The sequence below is a fragment of the Aerococcus sp. UMB7834 genome, assembly GCF_030215145.1.
Lineage (GTDB): Bacteria > Bacillota > Bacilli > Lactobacillales > Aerococcaceae > Aerococcus.
The window spans coordinates 39,074-56,053 of record NZ_JASOLI010000007.1; the positions used below are offsets into that span (position 1 = coordinate 39,074).

13 protein-coding genes, 1 tRNA gene, 1 pseudogene and 1 other annotated feature are annotated in these 16,980 nt (G+C 47.6%); of the genes and pseudogenes, 9 read left to right on the forward strand and 6 right to left on the reverse strand.

From position 1 onward, the window contains the following. Positions 1-40 precede the first annotated feature (40 nt). The 7 genes from QP339_RS06850 to QP339_RS06880 all read left to right on the forward strand — a co-directional run bounded on the left by QP339_RS06850 (position 41) and on the right by QP339_RS06880 (position 7,534). Positions 41-1,234, forward strand: a complete 1,194-nt coding sequence (locus QP339_RS06850; protein WP_284910918.1) for a glycosyltransferase — start codon at positions 41-43, stop codon at positions 1,232-1,234. Continuing rightward, positions 1,221-2,534: an O-antigen ligase family protein gene (locus tag QP339_RS06855; RefSeq protein ID WP_070619034.1), complete on the forward strand. Its 1,314-nt coding sequence runs from the start codon at positions 1,221-1,223 to the stop codon at positions 2,532-2,534. The genes QP339_RS06850 and QP339_RS06855 overlap by 14 nt, the downstream gene beginning before the upstream one ends. A gap of 31 nt (positions 2,535-2,565) precedes the next feature. Continuing rightward, positions 2,566-3,579 carry a hypothetical protein gene (locus tag QP339_RS06860; RefSeq protein WP_284910919.1) on the forward strand — a complete coding sequence of 338 codons (1,014 nt, stop codon included), beginning with the start codon at positions 2,566-2,568 and terminating at the stop codon, positions 3,577-3,579. Positions 3,580-3,589: 10 nt separating this feature from the next. Continuing rightward, entirely contained in the window at positions 3,590-4,345 is a 756-nt protein-coding gene (locus QP339_RS06865; protein ID WP_284910920.1) for a glycosyltransferase family 2 protein, read from the forward strand. Positions 4,346-4,392: 47 nt separating this feature from the next. Next, a tRNA-Arg gene (locus QP339_RS06870) sits at positions 4,393-4,465 on the forward strand. Positions 4,466-4,504: 39 nt separating this feature from the next. Further along, the gene (locus tag QP339_RS06875; protein WP_284910921.1) at positions 4,505-6,157 is read left to right on the forward strand and encodes an ArnT family glycosyltransferase; all 1,653 of its coding nucleotides are present in this window, start codon (positions 4,505-4,507) and stop codon (positions 6,155-6,157) included. A gap of 18 nt (positions 6,158-6,175) precedes the next feature. Further along, a complete protein-coding gene (locus QP339_RS06880; RefSeq protein WP_284910922.1) occupies positions 6,176-7,534 on the forward strand; it encodes a lipopolysaccharide biosynthesis protein in 1,359 nt (452 codons plus the stop codon). A gap of 129 nt (positions 7,535-7,663) precedes the next feature. On the opposite strand, the gene brnQ is transcribed toward QP339_RS06880, so the two are convergent. The 6 genes and pseudogenes from brnQ to QP339_RS06910 all read right to left on the reverse strand — a co-directional run bounded on the left by brnQ (position 7,664) and on the right by QP339_RS06910 (position 14,631). Beyond that, the gene (brnQ, locus tag QP339_RS06885) at positions 7,664-9,016 is read right to left on the reverse strand and encodes a branched-chain amino acid transport system II carrier protein (protein WP_284910923.1); all 1,353 of its coding nucleotides are present in this window, start codon (positions 9,014-9,016) and stop codon (positions 7,664-7,666) included. 80 nt (positions 9,017-9,096) lie between these two features. Then, positions 9,097-9,321 (reverse strand) — a binding site (T-box leader). Between the two features lie 132 nt (positions 9,322-9,453). Continuing rightward, positions 9,454-9,948, reverse strand: coding sequence for a beta-class carbonic anhydrase (locus QP339_RS06890; protein WP_284910924.1), 495 nt, complete (start codon positions 9,946-9,948; stop codon positions 9,454-9,456). 227 nt (positions 9,949-10,175) lie between these two features. After that, entirely contained in the window at positions 10,176-12,176 is a 2,001-nt protein-coding gene (locus QP339_RS06895) for an FtsX-like permease family protein (protein ID WP_284910925.1), read from the reverse strand. Beyond that, positions 12,176-12,928, reverse strand: a pseudogene (locus QP339_RS06900) (ABC transporter ATP-binding protein). Before QP339_RS06900 ends, QP339_RS06895 begins: the two are co-directional and overlap by 1 nt. A 103-nt stretch (positions 12,929-13,031) precedes the next feature. Further along, entirely contained in the window at positions 13,032-13,934 is a 903-nt protein-coding gene (locus tag QP339_RS06905) for a sensor histidine kinase (RefSeq protein WP_284910926.1), read from the reverse strand. Further along, positions 13,927-14,631 carry a response regulator transcription factor gene (locus QP339_RS06910; protein ID WP_284910927.1) on the reverse strand — a complete coding sequence of 235 codons (705 nt, stop codon included), beginning with the start codon at positions 14,629-14,631 and terminating at the stop codon, positions 13,927-13,929. Before QP339_RS06910 ends, QP339_RS06905 begins: the two co-directional genes overlap by 8 nt. Positions 14,632-14,965: 334 nt before the next feature. On the opposite strand from QP339_RS06910, the gene QP339_RS06915 reads away from it, so the two are divergent. Beyond that, positions 14,966-16,510, forward strand: a complete 1,545-nt coding sequence (locus QP339_RS06915; protein ID WP_284910928.1) for a glycosyltransferase family protein — start codon at positions 14,966-14,968, stop codon at positions 16,508-16,510. Between the two features lie 24 nt (positions 16,511-16,534). Next, positions 16,535-16,858, forward strand: coding sequence for a hypothetical protein (locus QP339_RS06920; RefSeq protein WP_284910929.1), 324 nt, complete (start codon positions 16,535-16,537; stop codon positions 16,856-16,858). The last annotated feature ends 122 nt before the right edge of the window (positions 16,859-16,980 follow it).

Sequence of the window (16,980 nt, forward strand, 5' to 3'; positions counted from 1 at the left end):
AAGTCTTTGTGTGCTTAGAAGAGAAATGAGGAAATTTGGCATGCCAAAAGATCCAGGCAAAGTCCGTCGCGTTCTCCACTTGATGAGTGGTTATGGTGGTGGCATTTCATCATTTATAAAGAATAAGGCTGAGGAAATGCCCCACTATGGGATTGCCTTTGATGTGACGACCTATGACGAGTGTCCAGCTGACTTCCGTGAAGCTATTGAGGCCACGGGAGGCAAGCTTTATCCGCTCAGAAATCCGAAGAAAGAAGGCTTCAAAGCTTTTGAAGAGAGCTTAAACCAAGCCCTCGACCATAACGACTATGATGCTTTCTATTGCCATATCAATGGTTACCGGGCCCTTCCTTATTACTATCTCTGCCGGCGTCAGAGCCAGGCACCTTTCTATATTCATGCCCATAATTCAAATGATAACCAGGGAGCAAGTCTGATGAACCGCGCCCAAGTCCTGCTTTCACAACGATTGAATCGTTATTTATCGGCTTATCCGCTCGGTTGTGGTAAGCGGGCGATCTGGGCGATCTTTGGGTCTGCTATTGATCTCGGTGAGATGATGATCATTCCTAATAGTATTCATACAGACCTCTATCTGCGCCCCAATGCTTGGATTGAAGACCAGAAGAAGCAATTAAGGAGAGCCTATGCTTATGGTGAGGACACCCTCTTGATTGGACATATTGGCCGCTTAACAGCGGTTAAGAACCATGAACAAAGCCTTGCTATTGCCCAGGCCATTAAGGACCAGGGACTAGACGCCAAGCTCTTAATTATTGGTGCTGGTGAGCGTGACCAAGAGCTCAAGGCGGCCGTTCGTGCTCAAGCTTTAGAGGATGTTGTGGATTTCACTGGTCGAATCAACCCGATATCCGCCTTTTATCCGCTCTTAGATGCGGTGGTCTTGCCTTCCTATTCTGAAGGCTTACCGACAGTGGTCGTTGAAGCCCAAGCCTTGGGTATCCCTGTCGTGATGTCTAATCGGGTGACGGATGAGGTAGACTTGGACTTGGGTTTAGTCGAGGCCTTGTCCCTTGAAGCTGGGCCAGCAGAATGGCTCCACGCGCTTTGCCGCTTGGCTGCCAAAGACCGACCAGACTTGAGCCAGCGTGAACAAGCTATACAAGCCAAGGCCTTCAGTAATGAAGCTTCTGCCCAGCTCTTTGTTGAATTTTTAGAGGCTGAGCGTCAGCACTTTAACTTTGAAGGGGGGCAGTCCAGTGGCCATCTATAGTCTCATCTTACTTGCAAGTGTCTTCTTAGGGACAGAATTACTGGCTATTCCAACGCCTTTTGCCCAGATGACGCTCTACCGGGTCTTAGCGCTGGGAGTTGTCCCGCTAATCGCTTATCGTTGCTTGCTGAAGGGACCGAGTCTGCAGCTTAAGCGGCCAGGTTATGGGCTCTTCATGATTGGGGCCTATGTCTTCTGGTGGCTCTGGGCCCTGATTTCTGTGCTTTGGGCTCGGGCGCTTGGCCCCTGGGCACAGGCTATCTTCCTTTTAACGATTGGCATTTCCAGTGTGGTCGCCCTGTATTTATGGACCGATAGCCTCCGCCAGTGGAAGCGATTAGTTCAGACGGCCTGGTGGATGATGTCCGCTCTCTTGGTTTGGGGCTATTTTGAAATTATCACGAATATTTATTTCTTTGCCGATATGGCCAAGCTGGATAAGTATGGGACCTTCGCTAGTCAACCCCTGACTCGGTTACCGATTACACATTTTGAGAACCAGAATGACTATGCCACCATGCTCTTGGCCTATCTAGCGGTCAGTGCGATTCTGATGGTCTTATCGCGTGTCAGCTGGCAAAAATTCGTCTATCTAGGCGCTATGGTCTTGGCTGAATACCTCATCTTCAGATCTGGCTCGCGGATGAGTTTGTTGTGCTCCTTACTTTATTTTGTTGTGCTCTTTATCCTGCAGTTCAAGTGGGATTTGAAGCGGCGTTATTATGTGATCGGCTTATTGCTGGCTATCGGCGGGGGGCTTGCCCTTTACTTGGGTTTTCCTCCTATCCGAGAAGCCTTGAATGCCTTGATTTATACAGGCAGGGAAGGTTATATCTCAGGCGATACTGGCCGGGTCAACCTCTGGCGGAATGGCTTAGTCTTCCTGGGAACGACCCTGGGCCTAGGCGTAGGTGCCGGAAATATTGAAAGCTGGATGGCTGACTTCCCTTTACTTCCTACCAAGGGCATTGTCAATATGCACAATTGGTGGTTGGAAATTATGGTGGGCTATGGGCTTTTAGTCTTTATCGCCTATGTTGTGGCCTATGCCTTAATGATCTACCAGCTCAACCGGATCCGCTTGGTTCAGGATCCCAAGTGGCGGCAAGTCAGCAACCAAGTCATCGCTTTCCTTATCATATTTATTCCAGCGAGTGTGACGAGCGCTAATAACATGTATATTGAGTGGCACTGGGTATTCTTTGGCTTACTGATTAGCTACCTAGCCTTAGCCGAGAAGTCCCTAACAATTACAGAGAAAGAACGAGGTAGGATTTATGAGCTTAGCAACAATCATTAGTGAATTGTGGCGTTTTTGTAAGGAAAATCTATTGAAAATTGTAGTAGGAGCAGCTGTTCTGACGGCCTTACTCTTCGGCTTGCGCATGGTGCTGACCGACCATCCAGATGAAGCACTGACGTCTTCTGCAGACCAGACTGTTCAGGTGAATGAGGCGACGCTAGAAGCCTCGAAGGAACGCCTCAAGACGGTCTATGGCCAAGAACCTGCGGAGTTTCAGTTCAGCGCCTTGGTTGAAGATGGGAATGTCTTCAGCAACTCTTTCCTCATTGATGAATACTTGGCCCGTCCTGATATGGTCAAGGAAGCCGAGGAGAAGAGTGGGGTGGAATTTGCGGATAGCTTAGAAGCCGAACAAAACTTAGGCTTATACAAGAATGGCGACTTCCGCGGAGGCCTAGCAGCGGTTCGTGACACCTCCAGCGGGGTAATCACTCTTCGCGTTCTCTTAGGGAAGACCCCTGAAGAGAATAAGAAGATCGCCCAAGCCTACTATGATATTCTCCAAGAGCCCTTGCCCTTTACCCGGGACCTTAACCTGATTATGTTGGGGCGGCCTGAAATTGGTGAACGCTTGGACCTGTCCCAGTATGAAATGGTGGCAAGCCCTAATACCATTGCAAGTATTGTGGGGAGCAACTCTCTCCCTGTCTGGCTCTTAGGACTAGCGGCGTATATTGTGGCTCTCCTTATTACAGCCTTTCTCCTCTTTGTTTGGCGACTCTTCAATGGCAAGATCCGCTATGCTTTTGAATATGTATGGAGCTTTGAGGATGAACACTTATTGGCTGAGTCATTGGATGAAGGCGTTCAGCACTTTATCAGTCAACCCTACGGCAAGGAACGCCTGCTTTTAGCTGAACAAGAAGGCTTGCCCCTTCCGGTAGCTAGCAAGCAGACTTTGGAGGGCTTTAGCGGCCAGGCGGATGAGATTGTGATCCTCCTAGCAGCGGGCCAGAGCCATAAGCAATGGTACCAGGCCCAATACCGCTTAGCTAAGCTTTACCATGTGCCGATTAAGATTGTCCACTTGACCCAAGCTTAAGGAGGAAATCATGCAAGACGACTTGGTTTCGATTATTACACCAGTTTACCAGGCAGAGAAGTATTTGGCGCATACCATTGAGAGCGTCCAGGCCCAGGACTATAAGAACTGGGAGATGCTCTTGGTGGATGATTGCAGTCCTGACCAGAGCGCACAGATCATCAAGGCCTATCAGGCGGAGGATGCGCGCATTAAGTATTTGAAATTAGATACAAACAGCGGGGCGGCTGTCGCCCGCAACCGCGGCTTAGAAGTTGCTCAAGGACGCTATATCGCCTTCGTAGATAGCGATGACTATTGGACCAGCGATAAATTAGCCAAGCAGTTAGCTTTTATGAAAGCGGAGGCTTATGGCTTTACTTATACGAATTTTGCCCAAGTGGATGAAGAGGGGCAGGTCCTTAAAGATAGGGCAGATTTGCCCCAGCACTTGGACTATGACGGGCTATTGAAGAACACGGCCATTGCTTGTTCCACGGTGATGATTGACCGTCACTTAGTCGGTGACTTCCGCATGCCCTTGGTGCGCAAGGGACAGGATACGGCAACTTGGTTGATGTTGATGCGCGAGCGGGGCTGCCAGGCCTACCTCTTAGATGAAGTCCTCAACCACTACCGGCAAGTGCCTGGTTCCATATCCAGTAACCGCTTGGGAGCCCTCAAGCGGACTTGGCATACTTACCGGGTATTGGAAGGACTCCCCCTCTGGAAGGCTTCCTATGTTTTTATTTCTTATGCCTTAAATGCGATTAAGCGTCGAATTTAACAAATAAAGTTACAAGAAGCTTAACAAGTATGTTAAAATTCTTGTATGGCCCCGTAGCTCAGCGGATAGAGCATTCGTTTCCTAAACGATGTGTCGGAAGTTCGATTCTTCTCGGGGTCGTTTTTTTATGCCTAAAATCTATGAAAAGAGGAAAGTTGGATGGAAAGTAGTCAAAGAAACGATTGGGACTGGGCATTTGCCGCTTTAAGTGCTTGCCTGGTCTTCACCCTAACTTTTATTTTCTCTCTGTCACTTACGTCAAGCCCTTGGGCCGAGGCCATTCCTGGCCATGATAGTTCCATGTTTATTTATATGGGGCGGGAGATGGCCAGAGGGGGCGTCCCTTACTTGGATTTTACCGATCATAAGGGAATCAGTATTATCTTAGCCAATGCCCTAGGCTGGCTGATGCCCCATGTTAACCGCTTTGGTGGGATTTATTGGGTCGAACTCCTGTCCCTCCTTGCCTTCACGGGACTGACCTATCACATGGGCCGCCAGGTCTTAGACCGGCCACGGTCGCTCCTAGCAGTCGCTGTGAGCTTACTCGTTTTGGATCCGCTGATTGAGTCGGGTAATTTGACGGAACTTTATGCTCTAGCTGGGATTATGCTGACGCTGCTTGCTTACTTGCGTTATTTTGAAGCCAACTCCTTACCGGCTTGGTCTTACTTCTTGGTCGGCTTGTCCGGGGCCTTTGTCTTTAATTTAAGGGCCAATATGATCATCAGTTGGCTGCCCTTGATTGCATTGATCTTTGTTCATTTATTGATTCATAAGAATTATGCGGAGATGAAGCGTGCGGTGGCTTGGACCAGTCTAGGGATACTGACTTTTATCCTGCCGGTTTCTTTATATTTGCTCTACCAAGGGGCTTTTGCTGAGATGGTTAATTTTTCGATTCTTTTCAACCTCCAGTATCTGAACGATAGTAAACTCACGACGGAAGAAATCCTTATGAAGTTGGAAGAGAAGCTAGCTTTCTACCATCTCCTAGGACTGGAGGGCTTGGGACTTTTGGCCTGCTTGGTCAAGGACCGGGGCAGGGGTCAGACCTACTGGCGTCTAGGGGGTTACCTTCTAGCCTTTGGAGCGACCTTCTATTCGACGCTCTTGTCGGGGCGTTTCTATCCCCACTACTTTATGGTTCTCGTGCCCTTCTTCAGTCTATTAATTATCCAGGCGCTCCGCCTCTTTGATCTTAAGCGGGGACAGGCGCTAGTCAACTTGGTCCTAATCGTTCTTGTAGCCTATCTCTTTAAGTATCCGGCTGATATCTTCTACAACCGGGTCTACAGTGTGAGCCTAGCGGAGGACCATCCCACCCTAGTCGCCAAAGTCGACCAGCTGGGCCCTGGATTCAATGGCCAGCTCAAAGGACCTGGCGACTGGCAATGGGCTCTTGGGACAGATGAGCGCTATGTCTGGGCCCTAAAACGGAGTTCCACTAAGAACAAATACGAAGCAGCCAGCCAGCTGATTGTCGCTGAGAGCCAGCCGGGGGAGACGCTCTATAGCCACCGGATTGGTGGGGCCTTCTATCTCTTAGCTGACCGCCAGGCCCCTAGCCGCTATTTCAACCTGCCGGCGGTCGATTTAGACCAGGCCGAAGCAGTGGCCAAGGAATTCCGCTCGGATTTGACCCGTCAACCGCCCCAGATGCTGGTTATCGAAGACAAGATCAAGGCGCGTTCTCCCCTGGATCGGTCTCAAGTGGAAACAGACTTTCTGGCTTGGATCCAGAAGAATTATGAGGAAATCGACCAGGTTGGGGAGTTTCACCTCTATAAAAAATTACCAGCCAGACCTTGAGTATGAAAGGAGTCAGAAATGAAATTATTGAAGAACATCTTTAACGTGGCCCTGTCTAATATCATTGGTTTTGGAACAAGTTTCATCATCAACTTCCTCCTCCCAGCTATTCTGACCGTTGCTGACTATGGCAATTACCGCGAATATATCATGTATACTTCAATAACTTACTTGTTTAACTTTGGTTATAATGATGGGATCTATATTAAATATGGGGGCAGGCGAATTGAGGACTTGGATCCCCTAGAAATTCGCTCTGAGCATAATTTCATTGTGGTCTACCAGCTCTGTGTGTTTGCTTTGATGCTGACCTATTCTCTAGCCGTTAAGAATCCTATCTTAGCCCTCTTCTCAACCGTTACTCTCTTCGATACGATTAATATGTACCATCAGAATTTCCTCCAGGCAACGGGACAGTTTGCGACCTTCTCCCGGGCTAATATTTCCAAGAGCATCTTCTATATCCTGACCTTGCTGGCCGCTATCTTCCTCATGCGAAGTGACAATTACTATCTTTATATTGTCCTCAATATCTTATCCTATCTCTTCTTGACGGTCTTCTATGAATACCGCTTCATCAAGAACCAGGGTCCAAACTTTATCTTCTCTTGGAAGAAACACTTGGGCCTCTTCCGGGTGGGCTTCTTTATCCTTTTTGCCAACATGTCGCTGACCTTCGTGGGGTTGATTGGCAGTTGGGTGACTAAATGGTGGTATGCAATTGAGGAATTCGCCCAGTATTCTTTCCAGAATTCCGTCCTCAATGTCATCCTCTTGATCGTTAACGCGGTGGGCATGGTCTTCTACAATGTCATTGCCAAGCGTAAGGACCAGATGCTCTTGAATGTGATCAAAAGAGCCTGTATCTTCTTGGGGATCTTGAGTGGTTTTGCCTTCTTTATCTTTAAATGGATTATCTTGACCTTCCTGCCCAAGTATGAACCGGCCACAACGCTCTTATCGGTCACCTTTATTGCGATTCCTTATATTATGTTGTCGCGGATCTTGGTGGCTAATATTTATAAGGCAACAGTCCCGGAACGTCAGTACTTCCGCGATAGCGCCCTCTATGCGGCTTTATCCTTTATCTTTGTGGCGGGCCTATCCTTTGTCTGGCATGATATCTTAACGGTTGCCATGGCGACGACCCTCTGCTATATCTGCTGGTTCTTCTATACTAGCCAAATCCGTTTTACTTATCTTAGGAACCATTGGCGGGAGGTCTTCCTCTTGCTTAGCCATGCCCTCTGTTTTTATGCAGTAGCTAACTTTATGCCCTTTATCGGAGGTGCCCTTGTTTACCTTCTCTACTTGGCTGCTGTGCTCTTCTTCTACCGCGATTGGCTGCTTGAAGCCAAGCAGCTGCTAACTGACTAGCTTAGCTATGCCGTCAGTGAGTATCCCTAATGATCTTGTAAAGGCAGGGGTGACCAGTCAATAGTCCCCCCTGCCTTTTTTGTGCACAAAAAACTCCCCTGGGACTTTCAGGGGAGGGGCTAAGCTGAATTAGCGGGTCCATTCGTTAGCGGGGCTGCTGGCATAGTGGGGGAGTAGAACTTTTTCACAGGCCAGGCTGATGAGAAGGGCGACGAGGGTAGGGACTAACCAGCCTAGGCCTTGACTGGATAGGGGCAAGTAATCCACTAGGGAACTGAGGACAGGCAGGCTGACGTTGAAAGTAGTCTGCAGCATGTCGACCAAGGGTAGAGCCACAGAGACCGTGGCAGCCACTAGATAGGAGAGGGAGCCAAAGTTGAAAACATAGTCCTGGCTGATGCCCATGAGGATAAGAACTAGGGCTACGGGGTAGATAACTGTTAGGACAGGAACAGAGAAGGCCAGTAAGTTATTTAAGCCGAAATTGGCAACCAGGAAGGAGAAGCCAGCCCAGATGAAGACCCAAGCCCGGTAGGAGAGCTTATCCTTGAATAATTGCTTGAAGTATTCAGCACCGGAAGTGATAAGTCCCACGCAGGTTGTCAGGCAGGCCAGGGTGAAGATGCCGGCCAGGAAGACCAGGCCGAAGTTACCCAAGGAAGCTTGGACAGCTTGGGTCAGGATGAAGGCTCCATTGTCTGCGCCAGCCAGTTTTTGCGAGGAGACCATACCGATGGCGGCTAGCATGGCGTAGACTAGGAAGAGGACCAGGCCAGCGAGGAGGCCGGACTTCATGGTATACTTGGCCACTTCCTTCTTGTCCTGAATCCCAAAGCGGCGGATGGCCATGGAGATGACGAAGCCGAAGTTTAAGGCGGCGACAGCGTCCATAGTATTGTAGCCTTCGAGGAAACCTTGGACAACAGGACTTGCGGCATAGGCATCGACCGGTTCAGCGACGCCTTTGGGCATGAACATGACCCGGACAAACATGAGGGCAATCATCAGAAGCAGCATAGGGGTGAGATATTTACCCACGCGTTTGACCAATTGGTTGGGTTTGAGACAGAGCCAGAGTGCCAAGGCGAAGAAGACCAAGGTATAGAGCAGACGTGCTAGGCCTAGGCTCATGGCTTCGGGGATATAGGGGGCGACTGCCATCTCGAAAGGAACGGATCCTGCCCGAGGGATTCCTAAACCAGGCCCGATGGATAAATAAATAGCTGTGGTAAAGATGATGGAAAACTTAGGCCCGACGCGGTTAGCGAGCTGGGAGAGGCCCTCTGACTTACCAACGACAATAGTTCCTAAGACGGGAAAGATGACAGCTGTCACCGCAAAACTAACCAGGGCCAACCACGTTTGGCTCCCCGCTTGATTACCAAGCAATGGTGGGAAAATTAAGTTCCCAGCCCCAAAAAATAAACCAAACAGCATGATAGAAGTTTGTAGAAACTGACTTCGTGATAACTTGTTCATCATAATTCCTCCTTAATTTTCCAAAACTAACCAGCAACATTTCTGACTTTGAAAACCATAAAAAAACGCCCCTTGTCCTATAGACAAAGGGCGAAATAGTCCGCGGTACCACCTTTATTCTTATCGAAATAAGCGCTCAAGCATCCAACAATGCCGGGGGAGGATAACGCACACCACTGCGGCAAGACTTACTTCGCTTCAGCCTTGCAATCAAGAAAATGATTTTCGAACTTACGGCCATTATAAGCTTCCACCTAACGCTTACTCTCTATAAACTTTCATAAGTCTACTCGTTTTTCTATGTTTTTTCTGGTCTTCAAAAGTTAAACCCATTGTAAGACGGATTCTCATAATTGTCAAATGTTTTTCTTAAATTTCTTAATATTTTTTTATTTTAAGGGCTATACAAGCTAAAAATGATGAAGGAATCTAATGAAAAACTAATCTACTTGCTGCATCCGACCAGTATCGACATCGTAAACGGCCCCGGAAATGATGATATCATCGGGGATCAGGGGCGAGGCTTTGAGCCGAGCGATGTCTTCGCGGACGCTGTCTTCCACATCGCTGAAGGGGAGGAAGTCCTGGCCCTTGACGTCGACGCCGAGGTCTCGCTCCAGTTGCTCAGCAAAGCCTTCATTGGTGAAGGTTTGGGCCCCGCAATCTGTATGGTGGATGACAATGATCTCTCGTGTGCCGAGTTGTTGCTGGGAGATAACCAGGGACCGGATCGTGTCATCAGTGACCCGCCCACCGGCATTCCGCAAGATATGGGCGTCACCTAGAGCGAGTCCTAGAGCCTGGGCCACGTGGAGACGAGAATCCATGCAGGTCACAATGGCCACCCGGGTTTTGGGAGGGAGGGGCAGGTGCGTATCTTCATGTAGGTCAGCATAGGCTTGGTTGGTTTTTAAGAATTTTTCAAAGTAAGACATGGTTTTCCTCCTGATCGCTGTGTCATTTAAGTTGGAATTATCTTATCACTTTTTAGGGGGCTTGTCGCTGATCAGTCACTGGTGCTGGCATCACGATGGGAGGGGAAGGGGGAAGGAATTGACGAAGTAAAGTTTGTAATGCTCTGAGAGAGATCTTAATAGGATTAGCCTTAGCAACATTCAAGTAAAATAGCGCCAGACATGAGGAAGCGTCTGGCGCTATTTTACTAGAGCGCTTTGTCTCTTTCATTGATGAGTTGGTAGTAGATGCGGGATGTAAACCAATAATAGATTAAGTAGCAGATAGAGAAGCCCACAATGACACCGACTACGCTCAAGACAATAGTCACTGTATGAACAGTTTGAATCATTCTCAAGAGATTATTGAAGACAAGTTTGGAGGCAGCTAGGGTGTGGAGGATGGCTACAGCAAGGGGCAGAATGAAGACCCAGAGGATTTGGGAGCGAATGGTACGCTTGATAAGCTGGTCTTCTAGGCCAACACGCTTCATAATTTGGAAATTCTTACGATCGTCTAGTCCTTCAGAAATTTGCTTGTAGTAGAGCATGAGTCCGGTTCCTAGGATGAGGATAAGGCTTGTTACGATCCCTAAGAAGAGGAGGCCGCCGTTAATTTCAAAAAGACTATCTTGAATTTCTTGCCGGGATTCAAATTCGAGCCCTAAGTTTGCAAAGTCTTCAGCCTGCTTCGTCAAAGCTTCTCCATCATCTTCTCCGTTGAAGTAAACAGCGTAACGAATAGGGGCTGGGTAGACTTGTTTGGTTTGTGGATCGTTGACCGTTGGAAAAGCCTGGCGGACAGATTCGAAGCTTTCAGAGTCAGGGACAACAATGGAAATAGCTTCCACTCCAATATTATAGCCAAGGGTATGCTTAACTGGCCCCTGGATGTCATAGGACTTTGTATTTAAAACCACTTTATCTTTAATTTGAATATTAGGTCGATTGGCAGAGAGGAGAATTTCGTCAGCTTTAAGTTCAACCCTTTCTCCTGTACGTCTACGATAGTCTGAGAGGGGCTCCACCAAGAGATAGACACCCACTTGTCCATTCTGAGGTAGAGTGTTCGGTTCAATTGGACTTAAGCGCTGGTCCTCTAGGCTGGCAAAGCTAGAGAAGGACTGGTGATAGAAGTGCTCTGTCAATTCGAGCTCTTGGTCCGCTAACTGAAGGCCTTGGTTTAGAAGTTCGACCGCATCTTGATCGCTATTGAGGTCAGGGCTTTGGGTCGAGATGCGGTAGTCTGTCTCTATGATTTGTTTGGGCTGGCTAAGCATGCTAGCAAAGAGGCTAGTCGTTAAACCAAGAACTAGGATGACGCCAGTACTTAGGATAGCAATGCTAGCTAGGCTGATGGCGTTGGCTCGCATTCGGTAGAGCATACCAGATAAAGTTAAGAAATGGGTGGGTTGGTAGTAATAGTTGGGCCTGCGTTTAAGAGCGAGAAGAAGGCGGATGATCAAGGCTCTGAAGATGAGATAGGTACCTATAATAACAAGGATAACGGCAGCGAAGAGAAGGGGGATGGCATTGATGACTTGGACATTTTGGTTGGCTGTGAGATAACCTGCTATCACCATAGCCAATCCAACCAGGCCAAAAAGAAGGTTTCCTCGGGGTTCACGCTCGCCTGCCTTTTCTTGGTGGAGCCAGTGGATAGGATTATAGCGCCAGAGTTGGAAGCGGAGCTTAAGGTAAAGGAAGACTTGAATGGCGAGATGGATCCCCACGATGATGGCTGCACTTATAGCAGAAAAAGAATAAGCCATAAGGGGGACACCGACTTGGCCCATAATTTTGTTGAGGGCAAGGAAGATTAGAGCGCCCAAGAGTTGGCCTGCTAGGAGAGACAAAGCCGTAATGATAAGAAATTTGATCATTTGTTCATTAACGATAATACGCCGAATATGCTTCTTTTCAAGGCCAAGGATATTGTAGATACCGAGCTCTTGTTTACGCTGCTTTTGGTAGAAGTTATCGGCATAGATGACAAAGAGAATTGTGAAAAAGCCCCCAATAATGGCACCATTTCCCATGATAGTAGGTAGGATAGCGTGTCGTTCACGGACATAATCATTAGAGATGAGCGAAAGCACAACATATTCAAGGGCGAACATTAGAGAAACAGAAAAAATATAAGGAAGGTTTAAGCGGTGATAAGCCTTGAGGTTTCGGAAGGCCAACCGCCAGGATAGACGTTGGTTCATTAGTATTGCTCCTTCCGATTTAAGAGAGCTAGGCTATTAGCTATCTGTTCTTGAAATTCAAGAGAGCTTGCTTGCCCGCGATATATCTCATGAAAGACAATCCCATCCCGAATAAAAAGAACGCGCTTAGCGGCTGAAGCTGCCCGAATAGAGTGGGTAACCATCAAGATGGTATTGCCTTCCTGGTTAATGCTTTGGAAGAGGCGCATCATTTGGTCCGCTGTTTTAGAGTCGAGGGCGCCTGTTGGTTCATCAGCGAGAACAAGGTCTGGATCGGTGATGATGGCACGAGCAATCGCAACACGTTGGCGCTGGCCCCCAGAGATCTCGTAAGGAAAGTGTTTAAGTAAGGAGTCAATGCCCAGAAGCCTGGCTACGTTTTCGAGTTTTCACTTCATGTCATCGACCTTACAACCTGAAAGGACTAGGGGAAGAAGAATGTTGTCTTGGTTGTTAAAGGTATTTAAGACGTTGAAGTCTTGGAAGACGAAGCCCAATTGTTCGCGACGGAACTTAGCAGTGTCTTGGCTAGAAATATCCGCTAACTTTTTCCCATTTAAGCTGACTTGGCCAGCACTAGGTTGATCGAGGGTTGCAATGATATTGAGGAGCGTTGACTTACCTGAACCTGATTCACCCATAATGGCAATGAACTCGCCCGCTTCTACCGTGAAGTTAACATCTTTAAGGGCAATGACCTGGTTTGGCCCCTTGCCATAAGTTTTTTGAATATGTTGAACATTAAGTAACATATTATCAAGTCCTTTCCTGTTTTATAAGCTTTGGATTAATTTTATTTTAGCGCACAAAAAGCGGGCCAGCCTTTATCTAAACTTACAAAGGAGCCCGCTAAACTTACAGTTTTGTAAGATGGGAAGGGAAATGAATCGTGAATTGACTACCTGAGCCAGGATCAGATTTGACAGTGATCGGTTGATTAAGCCGTCGACTGATCTTACCAACTAAGTAGAGGCCAAGACCACTGGATTGCTGGTTAAGCCGCCCATTAAAACCAGAGTAGCCCTTATCAAAGATCTTGGCAATATCACTCTCATGGATGCCAATACCAGTATCAGCAATCGTCAGACTTTTATCTGTTGCCTTGTAGGAGATAGTGATGCTTTGGCCTTTAGCATATTTAAGGGCATTATTTAAAAGTTGGTCTATCATGACTTGGGTCCAGTTGGCATCCGTGATAAGCTGGTCATCAATCGCTTGGTAGTTAAGCTGGGTGTGGTTATGAATAAAGGACCAGCGATAGCGTTTGAGCAGAGGCTTTATGATATCGTCCAATTTGACTGGTGCAATGACGAGGTCGGTATCAGGATGGCTAAGTTTGAGATAAGCCAGCGCAGCCTGGGTATAGCCTTCAATCGCTAAACTTTGCTCTTTGAGATCGGCCTTACTGATGGGGGCCGAACTATCCGTCATAAGTTGGAGAGCGGACAAAGGCGTCTTCACTTGGTGGACCCAGTGGATGAAATAGTCATCGATATCCTTTTGTCTGGCGATGGTATCTGACTTGAGCTGGTAAAGTTCTTCTTTGGTCGAGATTAGCTCATCTTCTATCTTTTGTTTTCTCCTAAAAGACAGGAAAGTTAGGATGAAATAGAGTCCAGACAAGAAGACTAGCCAGGAGAGGGCGAGCCTGGAGACCGCAGGATTGATGTCGGCGAGGAAGAAGATGAGCATTAAGATTAAAAGTGAGCTGATGACCCAAAACAGCTCGAGGCGGATAGATTTAAAGAAGCTATTCATTGATTGCCCCTCCCTCTTCTTCACTATCTAAGAAAAGCGCATAACCTAAACCTTTCTTAGTGAGGATGAATTCGCGGAGATTAATGCGAGCTAATTTCTTCCGGAGTCTGGAAATGTTGACCGCCAGGGTATTATCATCGATATAAGCTTCGTCTAGCCAGCAGGCATCCATTAGGGCTTCGCGACTGACTAGGGCACCTTGCGCTTTGAATAGGGTTTGTAGGATAAGAAGTTCCGTCTTGGTGAGATCAATGTCTTGATTTCCGTAAGTCAGCTGGCTTGTATCCAAGTGGAGTTTCACGTCATGATAGGTCAATTCATTAGCAGGTACTGAGAAATCATAGCTTCGACGTAAGAGAGCCTGGATCTTAGCAACGAGGACAGAGAGTTCAAGCGGTTTGCTGATGAAGTCATCACCGCCCATCTGCATGGCCATGACCATGTCCATGGCTTCAGTACGTGATGAGATAAAAATAATGGGAAGTTGAGATTGGCGACGGATTTCCTGGCACCAATAATAGCCATTATAGATGGGGAGATTCACATCGAGGAGGATAAGATGGGGATCGAAGGTGTCAACATGCTCAAGGATGCGGGTGAAATCTTGAACACAGGTCACATCATATTGCCACTTGCGCAAGTGGTCTTCAAGCAGTTGAGCAATCAAATGATCATCTTCAATAATTAAGATACGCATAGGAAGTCTCCTTTACGTGGGATTAGAGTATTTTGAAACAAAATTTTCTCATTCACTAACAGAACTAGTCATCTATAGCAGGAATGAGCTTAGCTTATTTGATGAGCTAAAAAGTCAGTTTGGCTCTTTCAATCAGCTGGGAATAATTTATCCTTATCTTATCATTGCTTAATGACCTTTGTCACACTTTAACTTGAAGCTTGCTAGACGATAGATTCTGGCTCTTTACGATCAAATTTAAAAGGTAATGAATGCTCACCGACACAATTTGATTAGGGACATAGAAAATTTGTTATAATAGCTAAGTAAAAAATAAATGATGGGAGCGTGTAAAGTGACCGATTCAAAAAATTCGCTAGCCTTTAAGCTAATCGGGATTCTAGCCCTGGCTATCTGCTTACTGGTGGCCTTTCGGACAGGGCAAGACAAATTAGGCTACCATGTGGATGAATATTATTCCTATGGCTTGGCCAATTCCTACTATAAGCCCTTTCCGGATGATTATAACCAGTGGCTGAGCCCAGATTATTATGCGGACTATCTCACCACTTCGAAAGAGGATCGCTTTAGCTACGGGTCGGTTTATTATAAGCAGACCCAGGATGTCCACCCGCCTTTTTATTATATGGTCCTCCATACGGTGTCTTCTTTCTTCCCAGGAAGCTTCTCTAAGTGGCTCGGTTTGGGACTCAACTTGGTCGTCTATGCCTTAATTTTGCTCGTGCTCTATTTCTTTTTGCGCGAGCTCTTGGCGAATCGCTGGCTGGCCCTAGCCTTTGCGACTTTCTACGGGCTGAGTCTGGGTGGGTTGAGCTCCTTTGTCTATATCCGCATGTATCTCTTGCTGGCTCTGATCCAAGTTGTCTTCGCCTATGTCGCTTACAAGTATCTGAAAACACCTAGTCGGAAGTTCCTGCTCGCGGCCATGGCGACCACCCTCTTCGGAGGCCTGACCCAGTATTATTACTATATCTTTGCGGGAATCCTGACTGCAGTCCTCTTTGTTCTCCTCTGCTTACAAAAAGAAGTCAAGGCGGCGAGTCGATTTGCCCTAGGACAAGCCCTGAGCGTGCTGGCTTGCATCGCCATCTTCCCAAGTACTATCGATCACCTCCTCAATAGCGGTCGGGGGAATGAAGTGGTGGGCAATTTGTTTGGAACCCAACAAGTCGATCAGTTGAGGGCCTTCTATGACTTAATCATGGACCAGCTCTTAGCCGGTTACGGCAAAGCTCTCTTAGCTTTCGCTATCCTGGCTTTCCTTGTCTTATGCTGGCAGCGAAAAGCCTTGGACAGCTTTCTTCTGCTCGCTCTGCCTACCGTCTTAGGGGTGGCCTTAATTGCCTTGGTTTCCCCTTATCCTTCAGCCCGCTATATCTTCGCCTTTTATCCCCTAATCATTGCCTGTGCAGGCCTTCTCTACCAGCAAGTTTTGGCGCCGATCCCAGATTTTGATTGGGCCAAGCTGGCCTTGCTTGTCTGCTTCTTAGGGGGCTTGACCTATATGGGACACCGGGAATATGAAGTGGATTATTTATATCCCGAATCTGTTGACTTTATGCACATCGTGAAAGCGAATAATCAGTCACCAGTCATTGTTATTCCTCAGGCCAGTGAACCCCAACGCATTGTTTGGCATACGGAGGAGCTTATCCAATTCCCAGCCATCTATCCGATCGAGGCGCGCCAGGGGGATTATAGGGAGAAGATCCAGCAGATGGCTCGTGGCCCGGTTGAGGATGAAGTAACGTTATTGATCCACCGCGATGTCCTTAACCAACATCCCGAAGTTCTTAAGGCTCTCTATGACAAGTTCGGTTTCAGTGAGAATATCTGGCTGGGGCGGAACCGCCACTTTGAACTCTACCGATTGCACTAACTAATCAAAGAAAGGAGCGGACGGATGGCAGGAATTGCGATTTTCATGGCCTTACTTATGGTCGTCTGTGGTCTCGTGATCTGCTGGCAGGCCAAGCAAATCGCCGATAAGGAGCGCTTGGATTTGCTCAATGGCTACCAGCTGGGCCGCCTGACCGGCAAAGATCGGACAAACTTTGCCCGGGGGATGGGCCAGGGACTAGGGCTCATCGGACTTGCGGTCGCCTTAACCGGCCTGGGCCTTCTCCTGACCCAATCCTTATGGTCCTGGTTGGTCTTTGGCCTGGGCTTTGTCCTGGGCCTGGGGCGGATTATCTGGACTAACCAGCGCTATCATGGATTGTTTTAGACCTTATTTAAAATTAAAAAGCCTTTCGATTAGCACTTACCTGGCTAGTCGAAAGGCTTTTTCAATATAACATAGCGCAAGGAGAGACTGAGCATTCGTTTCGCTTTTGAATTCGATCGTTA

Bases quoted from the DNA above. Each gene is read 5' to 3' on its own strand.
- QP339_RS06905 (WP_284910926.1), bottom strand. From the start codon at position 13,934: ATGAATAGCTTCTTTAAATCTATCCGCCTCGAGCTGTTTTGGGTCATC.
- QP339_RS06895 (WP_284910925.1), bottom strand. From the start codon at position 12,176: ATGAACCAACGTCTATCCTGGCGGTTGGCCTTCCGAAACCTCAAGGCT.
- QP339_RS06890 (WP_284910924.1), bottom strand. From the start codon at position 9,948: ATGTCTTACTTTGAAAAATTCTTAAAAACCAACCAAGCCTATGCTGAC.
- QP339_RS06920 (WP_284910929.1), top strand. From the start codon at position 16,535: ATGGCAGGAATTGCGATTTTCATGGCCTTACTTATGGTCGTCTGTGGT.
- QP339_RS06875 (WP_284910921.1), top strand. From the start codon at position 4,505: ATGGAAAGTAGTCAAAGAAACGATTGGGACTGGGCATTTGCCGCTTTA.
- QP339_RS06910 (WP_284910927.1), bottom strand. From the start codon at position 14,631: ATGCGTATCTTAATTATTGAAGATGATCATTTGATTGCTCAACTGCTT.
- brnQ (WP_284910923.1), bottom strand. From the start codon at position 9,016: ATGATGAACAAGTTATCACGAAGTCAGTTTCTACAAACTTCTATCATG.
- QP339_RS06880 (WP_284910922.1), top strand. From the start codon at position 6,176: ATGAAATTATTGAAGAACATCTTTAACGTGGCCCTGTCTAATATCATT.
- QP339_RS06865 (WP_284910920.1), top strand. From the start codon at position 3,590: ATGCAAGACGACTTGGTTTCGATTATTACACCAGTTTACCAGGCAGAG.
- QP339_RS06850 (WP_284910918.1), top strand. From the start codon at position 41: ATGCCAAAAGATCCAGGCAAAGTCCGTCGCGTTCTCCACTTGATGAGT.